The following is an 18,458-nucleotide window of genomic DNA, read 5'->3' as shown; positions in this document are numbered from 1 at the left end:
CGCGCGCGGTGATGGCGGTTGTCGCTGGGAGGCTGGCTGGATTGGGTCATGCTTCATGCTACTCATTCCCACTCCGCAGTGCAAATTGCCACCTTTTACCCCTTGACAACGCCACTTTTACGCTAACCTATGACAATTAGGTCAGAGACCTGCCCCTACTGACGTCGTGTTGGTCATCCGTCCGACGGTACGGAACATCACCAGGGCAACGATACTCAGCGCCGCGCCGATCACGAAGATCGGTTCCGGCGGGACGCCCATCGCGTGCAGGAACACGCCGACATACAGCCCGACGATGCCGCGCACGCCCATCAGCAGCGACTGCGTGGCCACATACTCCGCGACACGCGACGGTTCCGCCAGTTGGATCGCCGCGTTCAGAAAGCCGATATCGGTGCCGGCCGCGATCAGTCCCGACGCCACGAACGCCGGGATCAGCGTCCATGCATTGCTCGCCCAGATGTAGTTGAGCGGCACGATCGCGCTCAGCGCCGCCGAAATCGCGAGCACGTACGGCCCGCCACGCCGGTCGATCTGCCGCCCCCAGTACGGGTAGCTGAGCATCCAGAACGCCGACTGCGCCAGCCCGAGTATGCCGAGGTCGGTATATGACAGGTGCAGCCGGTCGACCTGCATCAGCGGATAAAGCGAGCTGGGCATCAGGCCGCCAATCCCGAACATGATCATGCCGAGCAGGTGCAGCGCGTAGCGATGGTCGCGCTGCGGGATGCGCCAGATGAAGCTCAGCGCCGACGCCCGCTCGAACGACACGGTGCGCTCGTCCACCGGCAGGCGGCTGTACACGAGCGCGGCGCCGATGCCGGCCAGCCCGGCCAGCGGGTACAAAGCCTGCGGGCCGCCCAGGTCGAGCAGGCCGCCCATCAGCGGCGCGACACAGACCATCGCCAGCGCCATGCCGAAGCGCACCAGCGCCATGACGCGGCCGCGCTGGTCGGGCGGGTACAACCTCTGCACGATGCGCGCGTAAGCCGGGCCGGGGATGTACTCGATCAGCGCGAAGCCGAGCACGGCCAGCAGAAACCCGTCCAGTGACGCGTTCAGCCCCGTCAGCAGAAACAGCCCGCGCGACGCGACCCAGCACAGGACGACAAACCGCAGCGCGCGGCGCGGCCGCAGCGAGAACACCAGCGGCCCGGCCATGATCAGCGAGATGTAGCCGACCGCGCCGTAAGACGCGATCAGTTCCGGCCCGCCGCCGAGCCGCCGCACCACGACCGGCACGAACTGCGCGGCTGCGTTCAGCAAACCGTAGAGCATGCCGCCAGCCAACTCGACACGCAGGGCGGCGCGCGCGCCGGGCGCGAGATCGCCCGCGGCGTTGCGCTCCACGCGCCGCCACACCCTGCGCAGTGTTTGCGGCAGCGTCATGCGCGCCTTAGCCGCCGCGGTCGTGCAGCAGTGTGGCCAGCAGATCGATCTGGCCGATGTGGTGCGCGGCGTGCAGCAGGTTGCGGTGCAGTGCCTGCACGATGCTGTGCGGCTCGCCGCGAATCGTGATCGTGCGGTCGAAGTCCGCCGGCGACAGGCTGGCGAGCGCGTCGAACAGCGTCTGCCAGCCGATCTCCCAGCGCTGCATGATGCCGGCGCGCGTCTCGTCGGCCTCGGCGATGAACTCGCGCTCGCGGTACCGGTCGGGTTTCTCGCCGTCGGTCGTCAGGAAATCGGCCCAGCGCGAGCGCAGGTTGCCGCCGAGATGCTTGACGAGGATCGCCACGCTGTTGGTGTGGTCGTCGCCGGTGCCGAGCCGCTCGAAGAACGCGCGGTCGCTGATACGTGCCAGCGCCGCGTCGGCCATCTCTTTCTGCGCCCGATACTGGCTGATGATGTCAGCCTTATATGATTCGATGAACGAACACACTGCCGCCTCCCGCATGATCAAGATTAAAAATCTCAACACAAAGACACGAAGACACCAAGGAACAAACCAGAAGAAGTCTTCTTTGTGTCTCCGTGTCTTTGTGTTGGATTGTTTTTCTCTAGTCCAGCAGCTTCTCGCCGCGCGTGTAGCGCTTGACGGCGTCCCAGTCGAGCGTCAGGCCGAGGCCCGGCTTGTCCGGGATAGCGAGCATACCGTCGGCGTCGAGTGTCCACGGCTCGGCGACGATGTCGTCGATGAACGGCGAGCCGGTGAGATACTCGACGAAGTCGGTGCCTGGGATAGCCGAGGCGAGGTGCAGGTCGGCAGCTAGCCCGACGGCGGTGTTCCAACCGTGCGGGATGAAGCGCACGCCGTGCTCCTGCGCCATCCACGCGATGCGCCGTTCCTCGCTGATGCCGCCCACCTTTGTCACGTCGGGCTGGACGATGTCGAACGCGCCCGCCTCTAGCCATGGCTGGAATGCCTGCCGCCGCGTTAGCACCTCGCCGCCGGTGATCGGCAGGGGCGCATGCTCGCGTAGCCGCACGTAGTCGTCGAGCGCGTCCGGATGCAGCGCCTCCTCAAACCAGTATACGTTGTATTCGGCCAGCATGTCGGCGGTGCGCCGCGCCCATTTGTAGCCGTTCGTCCAGTGCGCGTCGCTGCCGCCGGCGTCCACCATCAAGTCGCCGTCCGGGCCGAGCGCGTCGCGGGCGGCGCGCACGATCGCCTCGTCCTTCTGATGCGAGTGCCGCCCGAACGGGCCCCAGCCCATCTTGACGGCGCGGAAGCCCTGGGCTTTGACTTGCAGGATGTGCTCCCGCAACGGCTCCGGCTCGTCCATCAGGATGGAGCCGTAGGGGCGCACGCGCTCGCGGTAGCGCCCGCCCAGCAGGCGGCCGACCGGTTGGCCGGTTGCCTGGCCGAGGATGTCCCACAGCGCGATGTCGATGCCGCTGACGGTGTGCGTGATGCTGCCGCCGCGCCCGAGCCAGAACATGTGCTGGTGCAGCTTTTCGCTGACGCGCTCCGGCTCCAGCGCGTTCTCGCCGAAATAGAGCGGCGCGAGCACGTCGAGCGCGGCGCGCGCAAGCGCGTCGTTGGTGAAGACGCTCCCAACGCCGGTTAGCCCTTCGTCGGTGTGCACGACGACCAGCGTGTGCACGCAGTCGTCGGGGCGCAGTTCGTTGCTCCAGCCGCCTTCCGGGGTGGCCCCGCGCAGGCCGGCGCAGCGAATGTCGCGGATTATCATAGTCGATCTCGTCCTGTGCTTTGGTAATGCTCGGACTGTCGGCCGCTCAACTATCGACGCGTATTGCGTGGCACGCCATTTCGGCACGGGAACGCGCGATGACTCGCAGCGTGGCGGGCCGAGCATTCTTACCGCAGAGCACGCAGCGGCAAACAGGGTTCTCCTCAGCGGCCTCTGCGCTCTCTGCGGTTAGTCCTTCTTCAGTTCATGCAATAACTTCAAACTCGCATCGACCGTCACGACCGGCGCGCCGGGCGCGAACGGGCAGACCCACAACTCGTAGCCGCCTTCCTCGAACGCGTACGGCATCGCCATGTACCAGTGCACGCCGTTGGTATAGCCGCTGAAGAAGGTCGTCTCGAACGGCGATTCTTTCTTCACCGCCACGCCGATCTCGGCGAACGGCTCGACCGGGATGCCGACGAGCGCGCAGTTGCCCAGCCGGATCGCCTGGAACTCGATCTCCAGCGACTGCCCGGTAGAGCGGATGCGGTTGCAGTTCTGGTGCAGCAACTGGCGGCGCACCTGCATGTTCGCCTCGCGGATCTGCGTCTCCGGCGCGCCCTGTTTCCGCAGGTCTTCCAGCCGCTGTTGCAGGTCGCGCAGGTGCTGCTCCTCGGCGGGCGTCGGCGGCTCGCGGTAGTCGAGCGGTACGGCGACCTTGCGCGCGATGGCGTGGACCGTGCCGTCGGCTTCGCCGGCCGGCACGCGCTTCACGACGCCCATCGGCCACGACGACTCGACGACGCGCACGACCTCACGCTTGCGCGGCTGCGTCTCGATCAACTCGGCCACACGCCCCACTTCCAGCGCGATCATCTTGCCGACCCAGCGCGCATCAGCCGGATCGCAGGCGGCGTCGCGCACGGTGTCCTGATTGCCTGCCGCGCCCTGCAGGAAGAGGCAGAGGCCGCCCATGACCTGCTCCACGGCGTGCGCGACCGTGCCGGGGTAGTCCGGCGACAGCAAGCGGTTGTCGAACGCCATGATCGTCGGGTGCGCCTGGTAGTTCACCAGAATCGCGATCACGTTGCCGTCGAGGTCATCGATGCGGATGACGCCGACCTCATGATCGACGAAGCCGTCGGGGTTAGGCCCCATCAGGATCGGCGTCGGATCGCCGCCCTTGAACGACAGCGTGGCCGGGTGGTTGACCAGGTCGGACTTGCCTTCCGGCCAGACGATGCGCCGGTTGCTGTTGACCGCGCACGAGCCTTTGCCGCCGGCGACGCGCGCGGGGCGCATGGCACGGTGCGCGGCCAGCGCGGTGCCCGCCAGCCGGTCGGTCAGGCTGGCAACGTACGGCTCGATCATCTCCGCGCCTCCGCTGAACCACGGCTTGGAGAGGTTCGGGCCGGCGTGCGTATGCGTGGCCGAGAGGCGAATATGCGTGGCGGGAACGCCGGTCAGTTCGGTAATGCGGTGGCGGCACTCGACCAGCCAGTCACCGCTGGGCGGGAACAACAGATCCCAGACACCGATAATGACCTCTTCGTTGCCGTCGGAGGCGGCCAGCACCGTGCAGTTCAGCGGGCGATCGACGCCTTCGGCGCGATCGTGCGCCTGCGCGCTCCAGTTGCCGTGCGCGATGCCAACCGGGGGTGTCACATCACAGCGCGCCGCGCCTGCTTTGAATGATGACATGGCAAAACCTTTCATCGCAAAGGATTCAGAATCATTATTGACCGCAAAGAGCGCAGAGAGCGCAAAGGAAAACCATAAGAGCAGGCCGGGAGGTTAAAGGTTGAGTGCCAGCCGGCGAATGCCGGTGCGTATGACGCGCACGTTGAAGTTGAGCAGCAAGCCCAGTTTGCAGCCCGTCAGTTTCAGGTACGTCAGGACCTGGGCGTCGTGAATAGGCGCCAGCGTGTCAATCGCTTTCAGTTCGACGACAACTAGACCGCTCACGAGGAAGTCAAGGCGAAAGCCGCAATCTAGCCGAACATCTTTGTACTGCACAGGGACTGGCTTCTGTCGTTCGAAGCTGATGTTGCGCAACGCAAATTCATGCGCAAGGCATTCTTCGTACGCGGATTCGAGAAGCCCGGGTCCCAGATGCCGATGGACTTCTATGGCCGCGCCAATAATTTGGTTCGATAGCGAATTTTCGTCCATCAGTTGTATTCTCAGGTTTTACTTTGCGCTTTTTGCGTGCTTTGCGGTTAGCCGGTAGTTTTCTTGGCGCTCTTTGCGTGCTTTGCGGTTAGCGTGATTTTCTCTGCGGCTCTTTGCGTGCTTTGCGGTTAGCCGGTAGTTTTCTTGGCGCTCTTTGCGTGCTTTGCGGTTAGCGTGATTTTCTCTGCGCTCTCTGCGTCCTCTGCGGTAAGTGTTTTTCCTTTGCGCTCTTTGCGTGCTTTGCGGTTAGCCGGTAGTTTTCTTGGCGCTCTTTGCGTGCTTTGCGGTAAGTGCCTTTCCTTTGCGCTCTTTGCGTGCTTTGCGGTTAGCCGGTAGTTTTCTTGGCGCTCTTTGCGTGCTTTGCGGTTAGCGTGATTTTCTCTGCGCTCTCTGCGTCCTCTGCGGTAAGTGTTTTTCCTTTGCGTGCTTTGCGGTTAGCCAGTTTGCCCCGCTCCCTGACCCCTATTCCTTCAAGCGCGGGTCGAGCGCGTCGCGCAGGCCGTCGCCCAGGAAGTTGAAGCCGAGCACGGCGAAGACGATGGCCAGCCCGGGATAGACCGCCAGCCAGGGTGCGATCTCCATGTATTTGCGGCTTTCGTTCAGCATCACGCCCCACGACGGCTCGGGCGGCTGCGTGCCCAGTCCGAGGAACGAGAGCGAGGCCTCGGTCAGGATCGCCGTCGACATCTGCAGCGTCGTCAGCACGATGACGGGCGCCATGATGTTGGGCAGGATGTAGTTCCAGATGATGTGCAGATCGCGCCCGCCGACCACCCGCGCCGCCTCCAGATACAACTCGTTGCGCACTGCCAGCACCGAGCTGCGCGTGACGCGCGCGAACGCCGGCGCATAGATGATGCCGATCGCCAGCATGGCATTGGTCGTGCTCGGGCCGAGCAGGCCGGCGATCACGATCGCCAGCACGAGGCTCGGAAACGCAAACATCACATCCACCAGGCGCATCACCAGATTGTCGAAGCGACCGCCGATGTAGCCGGTCAACACGCCGGTGACGCCGCCCAGCGCCAACGCCAGCCCGACCGCGACGATGCCGACCCACAGCGAGATGCGCGAGCCGTAGATGATGCGCGAGAAGACATCGCGGCCCAGCACGTCCGTGCCGAGCAGATACTGCGTCTCCGGATACGGCGACATCAACCGCTTGCCGCCCTGCGACGTGGGGCTGTACGGCGCGATGACCTGCGCGAACAGCGCCACCAGGATGACCAGTGTAATGACCGCGGCGCCGATCGCGCCGATCGGATGGCGGCGCGGCAGGCGGCCAAGCTGCACCCACCAGGGAATTCGGGGTCGTTCGACAAAGACGGGGGCCGGCGAGAGGGTCAACGGAGCTTCGCTCATAGGTTTGCGGCCGTCAACTGTATTGGATGCGCGGATCAAGATAGGCGTACGCGATATCCACCAGCAGGTTCACGACGACGAAGACCGTCGCCAGAAACAGGGCGGTGACCTGCACGACCGGATAATCGCGGCCGAAGATGCCCTGCAGCAGGAACCAGCCCACGCCGGGCAGGCCGAAGATCTGCTCGATGATGACCGAGCCGCCCATCAGCGAGCCCATCTGGATGCCAATTACGGTGATGACCGGGATAAATGCGTTGCGCAGCGCGTGCCTGAAGACGACGCGCGGCTCGTTCAGGCCTTTGGCGCGCGCCGTGCGGATATAATCCTGCCGCAAGACTTCCAGCATCGACGCCCGCGCCATGCGCATCTCGACCGCCATCAACTGCACCGAGAGCGCCAGCGCCGGCAGGAACATCTGCTGGAGATTGCCAAACAGGTCCTGCGTCGGCGGGATCCAGATGATCGACGGCACCCAATGGAACCAGACGGACGTGATCAGCAGGAACATCGTCGCCAACCAGAAGTTCGGGAACGCCAGCCCGATCAGGCCGCCGCCGCGCGCCAGCAGGTCGATCGGACCGTCGCGCCGCACCGCCGACAGCACCCCCAGCGGTATGGCGACGATCACCGACATGGTAATGGACAGGAAGGCCAGTTCCAGCGTGATCGGCAGGCTCTGGACCAGCTTGTTGACGATCGGATCGCGGGTGCGGAACGAGCGGCCCAGGTCCCCACGCGCGATATCGGTCAGCCAGCGCACGTACTGCACCGGAATCGGCTCATCGAGCCCGAACTGGTGACGCAGCACGGCCTTTTCTTCCGGCCCGTAGGTAGGATCGGCGCCGACCATTGCGTCCACGATATCGGCCGGCATCAGCCGCACCATCAGGAAGATCAGCAGCGACATGCCGATAATGGTCGGCACGAGCAGCACCAGCCGGCCGAGAATGTATTTGCCCATAAGCACGATTAATACACGGGGCCGGCCGGAGCATCGCAGTGACACTCCGGCCGGCCGAAACGCTATATGTTACGCCAGCCAGGCCGTGCGCAGGCCGGTGAAGAAATCGGTGAACGCGACGTACATATCCTGCACCTGCTTGCGGACCGCGATGAACTTGTATTCCTGGCACAGCGTGATGTGCGGGAACTCGTCCAGCGCGATCTCCTGGATGCGGCGCGCCTGCTGGTGCCGCTTGGCGCTATCCAGTTCCGTCACCAGTTGGTCGTACAGCTTGATCGCCTCGTCGTTCTTCCAGCCGTCGCCCTTGTTGAACCAGGTGGCGGCCGCGCCGGTGGTCGGGCGGCCGTACTCGTTGATGAAACCCGACACGTCGTGGCGCATGCCGCGCGCCGTGCAGCAGAAGTCGAAGGTACCGTCGCCGTTGCGCTTGGCGAACGGGCCGATCTCCTCGGCCACCACCGTCACGTCGATGTTGATCTTCTTGAGTTGCTCTTTGACCACCTCGGCGACCTGCGTTGAGGGGTTGTTGCTGATTGCATACAGCGTGATCGGGAAGCCGCCCGCCAGGCCGGCGTCGGCCATCAACTTCTTCGCGCCGTCCACGTCGTACTTGTAGAACGAGGCCGCCAGTTCCTTCGGGTCGATGAACCAATCGCCATAGCCGGTGGTGACCGGGCCGGTCAGCACGGCCTCGCCGGCGAACACCTTTTCCATGATCTCCTGGCGGTCGATCGCCTTGCTCATCGCCTGGCGCACCGGCTTCTTGTTCCACGGTTTGCCGTCGCCCTTGATCGTGAACTGCAACTGGCGCGGCGCGGAGAACACGCCCTTCAGAATCACGAGGTTCGGATCGTTCTTCAGCGTGCGGGCGGTGTCGGCCAGCACGGTGGTGCCGTCAATCTGCCCGGCGCGCAGCGCGGCCACGCGCGAGTTCTCGTCCGGCAGGACCTTGTAGACCAGATCGTCGAGGTAGGGCAGCCCCGGCTTCCAGAACTCCTTGTTGCGGGTGTAGACGACGCGGTCGCTGGCCACGTACTCGACCAGTTTGAACGGGCCGGTGCCGATGCCGGTCGTGACGAGGTTGCCTTTGTCGTATGCACCCTTCGGGATGATCGGGCTGTAGCGCGACCACGCCAGGTAGCCCAGCACCGTCGGATCGGGGCCTTTCATGTTGAACTTGATCGTATACTTGTCCACGATCTCGGTGCTGACGATGCTCGGATACTGCGCGATCTTGATGCCCGGCGCCGGCGGGTTGGCCTGCAGGTCGATCGAATACTTCACGTCCTCGGCGGTCACTTCATCGCCGCTGTGGAACTTGACGCCCTTGCGCAGCGTCCAGATCCAGGTCTTTTCGTCCGGCGTCTCCCATTTCTCGGCGAGTGCGGGCTGGACTTTGAGGTCCTTGTCCCACTCGACGAGCGAATCATACATCATTTCCTTGCCCCAGTGGTTTGAGGTGCTGATCGCGCCAAAGGGAATCAGGTTGACCGGGTCCTGGTCGAGCGCCCAGGTGACCTTGCCGCCCGACTTCGGCTTGGCCGCCGCGGGGGCCGTTGTCGCGGCGACCGGGGCCTTAGTGCCGGCGGCCGCCGGGGTGTTGGCTGCGGGCGCTGCGGTCGGTGGCGCGCCACAGGCCGCGAGAACCACGCTGGTCACTGCCGCGCCGCCGAGCGTGAGTGCGCCACCCAGGAACGTGCGGCGGGTCATCTTGGGTGTTTGTCCTGCCTGATGTTCGTCCATGCTCAATCCTCCTCAGGATGATGTGGCTGACTGGGGACGGTGTCCCCGATGGCCGCCGTGTGCGGCGGAGTCGGTCGGTTCCGGCATCCACCTGCACCGGCGTATTGAGGAAATGATTGCTGTGCCGAAATTCCGGCGCATCGGTGCGCCGGTGCGGGCGCGGTGCAGCGACCCGTTCGTCCAGATCTAAGCCATGCCCGGAAGCGGGCGCCGGCGACCAGCAGCCGTCTATTTGTCGGTGCGATAGTGGTTGACCACGTCCATGTTCAGCGTCACGCCGAGGCCGGGTTTCTGCGGGATCGTGGCGACGCCGCCCTTCAGCGTCGTCGCGACGTCCACCAGTTCGCGGCGCAGCGGCGACTCGCTGACGGTGTATTCGCAGAACGGGATGTCGGGCGTGATCGCCGCCATCTGCAGCGTTGCGGCGACGAGGATGCCGGACTTCCAGGCATGGAAGACGCACAGGCGGGCGTGGCGCTGCGCCATGAGCATGACGCGGCGGCACTCGGTGAAACCGCCCGCGCGTGACACATCGGGCTGGATCACATCGACCTCGCCCTGCGTGATCAGCGCCTCAAACGCATTATAGGCGCAATCCTGCTCGCCGGTCGCGATGCGCATGTCGCCGTTGGCGGCGCGCGACAACCGGCGGTAGCCGTCCAGATCGTCGCCTTCCAGCGCTTCCTCGAACCAGAACGGCTTGTACGGCGTGAACGCGCGCACGCGCTGGATCGCATCGCGCGCCTTGAACGGGCACCCGGCGTCAATCAGCAGATCGGTCGCATCGCCGACCGCGCGGCGCGCCGTCTCGACGAGCTTGACATCACCGGCCAGACTGCGTCCCATCGGCCCCCAGCCGAACTTGACGGCGCTGAAGCCCTGCGCGACGTACTTCTGCCCAACGGCGGTCATTTCGCCGGGATCTTCGGTGAAGAGCGTGCTGGCGTAGACGCGCACACGGTCGCGGTACGCCGCGCCGAGCAGTTGGTGCACCGGTTTGCCGAGCGCCTGCCCGGCGATGTCCCACAGCGCGATATCCACCGCGGCAATCGCCGACTGCGCGACGCCGTTGCGCCCCAGCCACAACGTCGCCGTCTGCATTTTCTGCCAGAGCATCTCGACGTTCAGCGGGTCCTCGCCGACCAACACATTGCGCAGGCCCTGCGAGCGCGGCCAGGACGACCAGGCTTCGACGATCGCCTTGACCGCCAGCGGCATCGAGTCGGCTTCGCCGACGCCGATGATACCCTCGTCGGTGTGCACGCGGACAATCACATCATCCTGAATGCCGTCGGCGATATGGATATTGTGCTGCGGAATGCGCAACGGGATGACTTCGACTTCGGTGATCTTCATCGGTTGTACCCCGGATAGTGAAATGGGCGAGCCGGCGTCAGGCACCGCACCGCTGGTATGGTGGCGATTTTATACCAGATTTGCCCCGCTCTTGTCAAGAATTGTATGTCACACAATTGACACGCGCACCGTTTTTTTGTTATTATTCGGGCGACAAATCGACCTTAGTCCCTAGGACTATAGATCGTTCCGGCAAATTGTACCTCAGACATGAATACAAACCGAATTCCGTCCCACGCCCGCACGTCGGTGGAAATCGAGCAGTGGCTGGAGGAGCGCATCCGGCAGGGCACGTACGGCGAGGGCAAGCAGCTGCCGACCGTGCGCGACATGGCCGGGCGCATGCATGTGAACAAGAATACCGTCGTGCGCGCATACCAGGCACTGGAGCGCAAGGGTTACCTGGAACTGGTGCGCGGACGCGGCGCTTTCGTGCGCGAGAGCGAGCCGGCGCTCGGTGTGGCCGATAGTCGCTGGCTGGCGCGACTCGACCAGTTGCTCGACGACGCCAAGCAGCGCGCCGTCAGCCGCGACATCGTGCTCGGCGAGATCGCGCGCCGCATCGACCACGTGTACGGCGCGCCCGGCCTGAAGCTCGCCTTCATCGAATGCAACGCCGCCGACATCGCGGAGATGGGCGGCACGCTGAGCGATGCCGTCGGCCGGCCGCTGCAGGGCATGATGCTGGCCGACTTCCTGCGCCGTGCGCCGGAGTACGCCGCGCGTTACGACCTGCTCGTGACCACCTTCTACCATTTGAGCGAAGTGACGCAGGCGCTCGGCGCGGAGAGCAAGGGCAAAGTGATCGGCGTCCACGCCATGCCGACGCATGACGCGCTGCTGAAGATCGCGCGCCTGCACGCCCAGCAGATCGGGCTGGTCTGCGACCGCGCGGGCACGGTGGATAATCTGAAGCACATCATCCGCACCTACCATCCGTCGGCGACCATCACACCCGCGTTGATCGAAGATTCCGCGCGCCTGCGCGCCATGCACGAGCGCGCCGAAGCGATTGTGGTGACGCGCTCGTGCATGGCGCGGCTCGATGCGCTCAAGCCGAAGGCGCCAGTCATCACCGTCGTGTTCACCATCGACCAGCAGTCGATCGACTTCCTGCGCGAGCAGATCGCCGTGCGCGAGGGCGCGCCGGTTGCGGCCTGACGCCGCGCCTCCATGGACCCCATCAAGTTTGAAGTGATTCGCAACGCGCTGCTGGAGGCGACCGAGGAGATGGCCGTCTCGCTGCGGCGCAGCGCCTACTCGACCAACATCAAGACGCGCGCCGACTTCTCCTGCGCGTTCTTCGACCGGCAATTGCGCGTCGTGGCGCAATCGTTCGCGCAGCCGAACCACCTCGGCTCGTTCGTCGAGCTGGTGCCGCGCGCCGTGCGCGAGTTTGGCGCGGACAACCTCGGTCCCGGCGACGCGATCCTGACCAACGACCCGTACCGCGGCGGCGTGCACCTCAACGACATCACGTTGATCGCGCCGGTCTACGCGTCGGGCGACGCAGACCGGATCGGCTACGTCGCCTCGCTGGCGCATCACGTCGATGTGGGCGGCGGCGCGCCGGCCAGCATCGGCGCGTTCCGCGAAGTGTTCCAGGAAGGCGTCATCATCCCGCCGGTCAAGCTGGTCAGCAGCGGCCGCATAATCGACGACATCTTCCGGCTGATCCTGTCGCAGATCCGCTCCAAGCACGAGACGGCCGGCGACTTCCGCGCCCAACTGGCGGCCAACAACACCGGCGCGCGCCGCCTCGCCGCGCTGGCCGCGCAGGTCGGCCCCGCCGTCCTGCAAACGTACATCGACGAGTTGATCGTCTACACCGAGCGCCGCGCGCGCGCCGAACTGGCCAAACTACCGCGCGGCACGTTCCGCGCCGAAGGCTGGCTGGACAACGACGCGTACAGCGACCAGCGCGTCAAGCTGGCCGCGCAGGTTGTCATCGACGAGCAGGGCGTGCTGTTCGACCTGACTGGCTGCGACCCGCAACGGCGCGCACCGGTGAACGCAACCTACGCGCAGACGTTCTCCGCCTGCGCGTACGCGCTCAAGTGCCTGCTCGACCCCGACTTGCCGACTAACGCGGGGTTTTACGCATGCGTGCGGCTGATCGCGCCGGCGGGCACGGTCGTCAACTGCCAGTCGCCCGCTCCGGTCGTCGCCGGCTGGGAGACGAACGCGCGCCTGACCGACGTCATTTTCCACGCGCTGGCGCCTGCCCTGCCGGAGCAGATGCCGGCCGGCACCAAAGCGATGATCTGCCACGCCGGCTTCGGCGGCATCAACCCGCGCGATGGCGACTACTACTGCTTCCTTGAAACGGTCTCCGGCGGCTACGGCGGACGGCACGCCAGCGACGGTCCCGATGCGGTGCAGACGCACGGACAGAACACGGAGAACGCGCCGATCGAGGAGACGGAACGCAACTACCCGGTGCAGATCACGCGCTACGAACTGGTGAACGACTCCGACGGGCCGGGCCGCTTCCGCGGCGGGCTCGGCGTGCGGCGCGACTACCGCTTCGACCATGCGCTCACGTTCACGGTACTCGCCGACCGCGACCGCGAGGGGCCGCACGGGCTGTTCGGCGGCCACGCCGGGCTCAAGGCCGAATACGTGCTGAACCCCGACGGCGCGATGCGCGTGCTCTCATCCAAGACGACCGTCGAACTGGAGCCCGGCGACGTGGTCAGCTACCGCACCTGCGGCGGCGGCGGGTACGGCGACCCGCGCGAGCGCGAGCCGGAGCGCGTGCGGCGCGATGTGCGCGATGGCAAGGTCAGCGCCGAGCGCGCGCGAACGGTGTACGGCATTAACCCGTAGGGGCGAAGCATTTGCACGGCTGTATTTGGTTTACGCTTGGCCGCGCACGCAAATGCTTCGCCCCTACCATGATTATGATATGGAAATCAACCAATGTTCAATCTGATCAAAACGTTATGTGAGCTGCCCGGCCCGGGCGGCGACGAGAAGTCGGTGCAGGACTACCTGAGCGAGAACTGGCACGAGCGCGTCGAATCGCTGTCGCTGACGAAGGTCGGCAACCTGATCGCCAAAGTCGGCGGGCGCGGACCGCGACTGCTGCTGGCGGCACACGCCGACGAGCTCGGCTACATCGTCCGGCATATCGACGACAACGGCTTCGTCTGGATTTCGACTGGCCAGCTCGATACATTGCAGAAGCCGGCGATGCGCAGCATGCTGCTGCCGCTCGGGTTCCCGGCGCTGGTGCTGACCGCCACCGGCTATGTCGAGGGCATCTTCGCCACGCTGACTGGGCACATCCTGAGCGAGGAGCAGCGCGCCAAGACGCAGCTCGACTGGAACGACGTCTGGGTCGATATCGGCGCGCGCAGCCGGGCCGAGGTGCTGGCGCGCGGCGTGCAAGTCGGCGACCGCGTCATCTGGAACCCGCCGACGCGCCGCATCGGCGACATCGCCTACGGCAAGGCGATGGACGACCGCATGCTGCTGGCAATCATGGACCGCCTGCTCGACGTGCTCGACCGCAGCAAGCTGGCGTACGAACTGCACTACGGCTCGACGATCCAGGAAGAGATCGGTCTGGTCGGCGCGTACTCGGTGACCGACGACGTCAGGCCCGATCTGGCGATCGCGCTCGATGTGGGACTGGTGGGCGACGTGCCGGGCGTGGACCCGCGCCACGCCGACGCGAAGCTCGGCGGCGGGCCAATGCTGGTGCACAAAGACAGCATCTCGTACAACCGCGCGCTGACGCTGGCGTTGGGCCGCGCGGCGCAGAAGGCGAATATCCCGATCCAGCAGGCGATCTTTGCGCGCTTCGGCAGCGACAGCGGCGCGTTCATCCGCAACGGCGTGCCGGCCGCGCTGATCGCCGTGCCGACGCGCTACACGCACAGCCCGTTCGAGATGATCCACCTTGGCGACGTGGAGCAGATGGTGCAGTGGCTGAAGGCGTTCCTGGAAACGGCGGCGTAAAGGGAGAGGGCGGTACACCGGGGCGCGGTTCAGGATGCTCGGATCTTGCCCCAAAGATCGGCAACGCCGAGCGTTTGCGCCCAGCGATCAATATACGATTGGTCGAGTTCGTCGCCAACCGTGCTAACGATACCCGAGATATCGCGCACGTGTTTCTCGGACTCGCCCATGCGCAAGAAGCGCAGCTTGTATAGAATCACATCTTCGGCGGAAAGCATCATAGCCGAAGCGCCCGTGCGGGCGTCATATTGAATGCGTCGACGGCGCGCGAGGGCCGATTCGTCAAGCGGAGCGCCCGTCGTCAGATACAGGTCGGCCTTGTAGCTGCTGATGCCGTCGATGATGTTGAACGGCTGACCATGAACCAGGGCATCGACAATGCCTTCGTGGGAGATGTAGTAGCCGAGCGCGCGGATCGCGTCGACCAGCCGTCCCGATTGCTCAAGCGGCATGCGCATGGCGATGTCGATATCTTGCGTCATGCGCGCTTCACCATACAAGCTGCTGGCAAACGAACCGCTGACCGCATAGACGATATCCAGCGCCTCGAGCGTGCGGATAATGGACGCAGCGAATTCAGGCAGGCTTTGTGGTTGCATAGGTCGCGTGGATGTGCCTACGGTAGCGCGCGCACAACTCTTCGTCGCTGATGTCCGGCGCGCGCTGGCGCTCGTACGCGATGATCGCATGATGCACGAACTCGCATAGTTCAAACATCAACTGCAGGCGGCGCTCAGGCGTGAACTGCCGAAGCACGGCCAGTTGCGCGAGGTCCAGATCGGCCCGCGCGCGCTCAATCACGCGGTCGAGATCGGTGTCAGAAGGGTGTGCCATTCCAAACATCCTTGAACGCTATCTTGGCATCAGCGACGGGCACGGCCATAGGCATACGCCGACCTAAATGACATTGGCAAGTTTGAGTCAGAATCCAATCGGAGGATGCTGTGAGTGCCGTACGAACCAAGGTTTTTGTCAGCTATAGCCATAAAGACAAGAATTTCCTTGATCGGCTTCAAGTGCATCTTAAACCAATAGTACGCGAAGGCATAATAGACGTATGGGTAGATACGAAGATATCCGCTGGCGACAAATGGCGCGAAGAAATACGGGCCGCCATCAATTCCGCTACCATAGCCATTTTATTGGTGAGTGCAGATTTCTTGGCATCCGAGTTCATTGCTAGCGATGAATTGCCGGGGATATTGAAGGCGGCAGAAACTGATGGAATGCGTGTATTAATTGTTGTGGTAGGGCATTGCTTGTTCGGGCGAACGAAGACTTTATCGCAGTTTCAGGCAGTCAATTCACCCGACAAACCATTGACTAGCCTATCGAGAGCCGAACAAGAGAAGGTTTTTAATCGGGTTGCCGTGGCTATCCTACAGCCGATCCAGCGGGTTGCGATACCGAAGAGAAACTTTGTGCCTATACCTCTCATTAAGACACAGTTGGCAAATCACGATCTGAGCATCTATGCAAAACCACCATTTGGGGATTTCTTTGTACAAGGTGTTCCCTTCAAAATGGAAAATGCCAGGCTCAGTTTGGGCGATCCATCCGTGAACAACAAAAGGGTTCTCATATTCCACCAGAAGGCCTTCGCAAACCTTAAGGCCATGCACTTGCTGATTAACGCTGGAGATGGAAGGAAAAGTTATGGCGCAAAAAAGATTGGACACATCATGCTCGTTATGCAACCGGGACCGAATCCAGATCCAACAGCAATTGTGCTTGGAGTCAATGTTAGGGAGTGGGCGATTGGCAATTTCGTTCGAATTGCACCAAATGAACCATGGCCCGAACCATTAACAGATACCGTAACGGATCCTGATTCGTGTGAAGCTTGGAGAGGAACAACAAGCAACGGTCAAGTAGCGGTAATTGATATGCTTACCATAAATATCCCCACTGAACGACAAAATGATCGACTTGTGGGAATTGAGTTCATCCGCGACATTCAGCCAAGCACAATACCTTTGGACTACTTTGTGTCAGGGTTGACCCTGGAGTTGTATGACTAGGTCCCAAGCTCATTCCCAACCTGTCCACGAAATCCGCTTCCTGTACGACCTCAAGACGCCGATGCGCGACGGCGTCAAGCTCTCCACCGACGTGTTCCTGCCGAAAGGCGGCGGCAAGTGGCCGGTCGTCTTCCTGCGCACGCCATACGAGTCGCTGCACGGCCCGCACGTCGACTGGGCGTGCTGGTGGGCGCGGCGCGGCTACGCGGTCGTGATCCAGGACGACCGCGGACGCTTCAAGTCGGAGGGCACCTTCTACGCCTACCACGACGACGGACGCGACGGCCACGACGCGCTCGCCTGGATCGCGGAGCAGCCGTGGTGCGACGGCAAGATCGGCATGAGCGGCCGCTCGTACGGCGGCATCGTGCAGTGGCAGCTCGCGCCGCTGCGCTCGCCACACCTGACGGCCCTCGCGCCGCAGGTCATCATGGGCGACTACTACAGCGGCTGCCACCGCATCGGCGGCGCGGTGCAGTGGGCGCTGACCGCGACGGCCGCGCTCACGTTCTCGACTGCCGTCGCCTACACGCAGATCGGCGCGACGCACATCTTCGGCAACCAGAAGATGTACCGGCACCTGCCGCTCGCGACGATCGACGTCGAGTTGATCGGCCGCGAGATCCCGTTCTACCGCGACTGGTTCAAGCACTCGTTGTACGACGACTACTGGCGCGCGATCAACACCGAGGAGAAACTGCACGAGATCGACGTGCCGGTCTACCAGCAGGCGGCCTGGTACGACCCGTACACCGCCTCGGCGTTCCGCATGCACACCGGCATGCGCGAGCGCGGCTACTCCGAGCGCGCGCGCAAGAACCAGAAGATCTACTGCATCCCGTGGACGCACCACCTGCCGGAGTCGTCCAAGCTCGGCGACCTGGACTTCGGGCCGCAGGGCTACGTCGATCTCAAGATCGAGGACTTGCGCTGGTTCGATTACTGGCTGAAGGGCGTCGACAGCGGGGTGATGAGCGAGCCGCCGATCCGCCTGTTCGTGATGGGCGCGAACGAGTGGCGCTTCGAGAACGAGTGGCCGCTGGCGCGCACGCAGTGGACGCGCTACTACCTGCACAGCCGCGGGCACGCCAACACGCTGTACGGCGACGGCACACTCACGCCCGACGCGCCGAGCAGCGAGCCGGCCGACCGCTACGACTATGATCCCGACAACCCGGTGACGACGCTGGGCGGCAACAACTCAACCTGGACGTTCATGAAGTTCGCGAAAGACCCGATCTACCCCGGGCCGATCGACCAGCGCTCCGTCGAGCGGCGCGACGACGTGCTGTGCTACACGTCGCCTGAACTGGATCAGGATCTGGAAGTGACCGGGCCGTTGGAGGTGGTGCTGTACGCCTCGTCGTCGGCGCGCGACACGGACTTCACGGCCAAGCTCGTGGATATCTACCCGGACGGCAAGGCGATCCACCTGGCCGAGGGCATCGTGCGCGCGCGGCACCGCAAAGGGTTCACGAGCATCGAGTTCCTGGAGCCGAACGAGGTCGCGGAGTTCCGCATCGAGCTGGCGCCGACGAGCAACGTCTTCAAGGTCGGGCACCGTCTGCGCGTCGAGATCTCGTCGAGCAACTTCCCGCGCTTCGACCGTTGCCTGAACACGACCGACGATATCGGCTACGGCACGCAGTGGCAGATCGCGCAGCAGACGGTGCTGCACACGAGCGCGTACCCGTCACACATCGTGCTGCCAGTTATCAGTAGACAGTAGACAGTCGTCAGTAGCCAGACAACAGTGAACAGTCAACAGTGAACTGTACGGCGGGCGTGACGACGAGG

Annotated in this window: 16 protein-coding genes; 5 read left to right on the top strand and 11 right to left on the bottom strand. The window is 63.9% G+C overall.

Features of this window, described 5'->3' with window-relative positions:
- Positions 1-141 precede the first annotated feature (141 nt).
- The 9 genes from HZB53_09690 to HZB53_09650 form a co-directional block, all read right to left on the bottom strand.
- On the bottom strand, positions 142-1,389 hold the full coding sequence (locus tag HZB53_09690; protein ID MBI5877912.1) for an MFS transporter: 1,248 nt from the start codon (positions 1,387-1,389) through the stop codon (positions 142-144).
- Positions 1,390-1,396: 7 nt separating this feature from the next.
- A complete protein-coding gene (locus HZB53_09685; GenBank protein MBI5877911.1) occupies positions 1,397-1,879 on the bottom strand; it encodes a DUF1572 family protein in 483 nt (160 codons plus the stop codon).
- Positions 1,880-1,997: 118 nt separating this feature from the next.
- Entirely contained in the window at positions 1,998-3,131 is a 1,134-nt protein-coding gene (locus tag HZB53_09680; protein ID MBI5877910.1) for a mandelate racemase/muconate lactonizing enzyme family protein, read from the bottom strand.
- 189 nt (positions 3,132-3,320) lie between these two features.
- Entirely contained in the window at positions 3,321-4,775 is a 1,455-nt protein-coding gene (locus HZB53_09675) for a hypothetical protein (protein ID MBI5877909.1), read from the bottom strand.
- A gap of 93 nt (positions 4,776-4,868) precedes the next feature.
- Positions 4,869-5,246 (bottom strand): GxxExxY protein, encoded by a 378-nt coding sequence (locus HZB53_09670; GenBank protein ID MBI5877908.1) that lies wholly within the window; start codon positions 5,244-5,246, stop codon positions 4,869-4,871.
- A 462-nt stretch (positions 5,247-5,708) separates the two neighbouring features.
- Positions 5,709-6,608, bottom strand: a complete 900-nt coding sequence (locus HZB53_09665) for an ABC transporter permease (protein ID MBI5877907.1) — start codon at positions 6,606-6,608, stop codon at positions 5,709-5,711.
- Between the two features lie 13 nt (positions 6,609-6,621).
- Entirely contained in the window at positions 6,622-7,572 is a 951-nt protein-coding gene (locus HZB53_09660) for an ABC transporter permease (protein ID MBI5877906.1), read from the bottom strand.
- Positions 7,573-7,641: 69 nt separating this feature from the next.
- Positions 7,642-9,318: a hypothetical protein gene (locus HZB53_09655; protein ID MBI5877905.1), complete on the bottom strand. Its 1,677-nt coding sequence runs from the start codon at positions 9,316-9,318 to the stop codon at positions 7,642-7,644.
- A gap of 228 nt (positions 9,319-9,546) precedes the next feature.
- Positions 9,547-10,674, bottom strand: a complete 1,128-nt coding sequence (locus HZB53_09650; protein MBI5877904.1) for a mandelate racemase/muconate lactonizing enzyme family protein — start codon at positions 10,672-10,674, stop codon at positions 9,547-9,549.
- A 210-nt stretch (positions 10,675-10,884) separates the two neighbouring features.
- On the opposite strand from HZB53_09650, the gene HZB53_09645 reads away from it, so the two are divergent.
- From HZB53_09645 to HZB53_09635, 3 genes are all read left to right on the top strand, one after another.
- Positions 10,885-11,835, top strand: coding sequence for a GntR family transcriptional regulator (locus HZB53_09645; protein ID MBI5877903.1), 951 nt, complete (start codon positions 10,885-10,887; stop codon positions 11,833-11,835).
- 12 nt (positions 11,836-11,847) lie between these two features.
- On the top strand, positions 11,848-13,503 hold the full coding sequence (locus HZB53_09640) for a hydantoinase B/oxoprolinase family protein (protein ID MBI5877902.1): 1,656 nt from the start codon (positions 11,848-11,850) through the stop codon (positions 13,501-13,503).
- Between the two features lie 93 nt (positions 13,504-13,596).
- Entirely contained in the window at positions 13,597-14,640 is a 1,044-nt protein-coding gene (locus HZB53_09635; protein MBI5877901.1) for a M20/M25/M40 family metallo-hydrolase, read from the top strand.
- A gap of 29 nt (positions 14,641-14,669) precedes the next feature.
- On the opposite strand, the gene HZB53_09630 is transcribed toward HZB53_09635, so the two are convergent.
- Together HZB53_09630 and HZB53_09625 are read right to left on the bottom strand one after the other, a co-directional pair.
- A complete protein-coding gene (locus HZB53_09630; GenBank protein ID MBI5877900.1) occupies positions 14,670-15,239 on the bottom strand; it encodes a hypothetical protein in 570 nt (189 codons plus the stop codon).
- Complete coding sequence (locus HZB53_09625; protein MBI5877899.1) at positions 15,217-15,474, bottom strand: hypothetical protein; 258 nt, start codon at positions 15,472-15,474, stop codon at positions 15,217-15,219. Before HZB53_09625 ends, HZB53_09630 begins: the two co-directional genes overlap by 23 nt.
- A gap of 110 nt (positions 15,475-15,584) precedes the next feature.
- On the opposite strand from HZB53_09625, the gene HZB53_09620 reads away from it, so the two are divergent.
- Entirely contained in the window at positions 15,585-16,661 is a 1,077-nt protein-coding gene (locus tag HZB53_09620; protein MBI5877898.1) for a TIR domain-containing protein, read from the top strand.
- Positions 16,654-18,390 carry a CocE/NonD family hydrolase gene (locus HZB53_09615; protein MBI5877897.1) on the top strand — a complete coding sequence of 579 codons (1,737 nt, stop codon included), beginning with the start codon at positions 16,654-16,656 and terminating at the stop codon, positions 18,388-18,390. The genes HZB53_09620 and HZB53_09615 overlap by 8 nt, the downstream gene beginning before the upstream one ends.
- Positions 18,391-18,458 lie beyond the last annotated feature (68 nt).

Source organism: Chloroflexota bacterium, assembly GCA_016235055.1.
Classification (GTDB): Bacteria; Chloroflexota; Anaerolineae; order JACRMK01; family JACRMK01; genus JACRMK01.
This window is presented reverse-complemented; position numbering and strand designations above follow the sequence as displayed.

Excerpts from the sequence above, each read along its gene's own strand:
- HZB53_09675 (MBI5877909.1), bottom strand. The coding sequence starts at position 4,775 with ATGTCATCATTCAAAGCAGGCGCGGCGCGCTGTGATGTGACACCCCCG.
- HZB53_09630 (MBI5877900.1), bottom strand. The coding sequence starts at position 15,239 with ATGCAACCACAAAGCCTGCCTGAATTCGCTGCGTCCATTATCCGCACG.
- HZB53_09670 (MBI5877908.1), bottom strand. The coding sequence starts at position 5,246 with ATGGACGAAAATTCGCTATCGAACCAAATTATTGGCGCGGCCATAGAA.
- HZB53_09660 (MBI5877906.1), bottom strand. The coding sequence starts at position 7,572 with ATGGGCAAATACATTCTCGGCCGGCTGGTGCTGCTCGTGCCGACCATT.
- HZB53_09625 (MBI5877899.1), bottom strand. The coding sequence starts at position 15,474 with ATGGCACACCCTTCTGACACCGATCTCGACCGCGTGATTGAGCGCGCG.
- HZB53_09615 (MBI5877897.1), top strand. The coding sequence starts at position 16,654 with ATGACTAGGTCCCAAGCTCATTCCCAACCTGTCCACGAAATCCGCTTC.
- HZB53_09655 (MBI5877905.1), bottom strand. The coding sequence starts at position 9,318 with ATGGACGAACATCAGGCAGGACAAACACCCAAGATGACCCGCCGCACG.
- HZB53_09635 (MBI5877901.1), top strand. The coding sequence starts at position 13,597 with ATGTTCAATCTGATCAAAACGTTATGTGAGCTGCCCGGCCCGGGCGGC.
- HZB53_09680 (MBI5877910.1), bottom strand. The coding sequence starts at position 3,131 with ATGATAATCCGCGACATTCGCTGCGCCGGCCTGCGCGGGGCCACCCCG.
- HZB53_09645 (MBI5877903.1), top strand. The coding sequence starts at position 10,885 with ATGAATACAAACCGAATTCCGTCCCACGCCCGCACGTCGGTGGAAATC.
- HZB53_09690 (MBI5877912.1), bottom strand. The coding sequence starts at position 1,389 with ATGACGCTGCCGCAAACACTGCGCAGGGTGTGGCGGCGCGTGGAGCGC.
- HZB53_09665 (MBI5877907.1), bottom strand. The coding sequence starts at position 6,608 with ATGAGCGAAGCTCCGTTGACCCTCTCGCCGGCCCCCGTCTTTGTCGAA.
- HZB53_09650 (MBI5877904.1), bottom strand. The coding sequence starts at position 10,674 with ATGAAGATCACCGAAGTCGAAGTCATCCCGTTGCGCATTCCGCAGCAC.
- HZB53_09640 (MBI5877902.1), top strand. The coding sequence starts at position 11,848 with ATGGACCCCATCAAGTTTGAAGTGATTCGCAACGCGCTGCTGGAGGCG.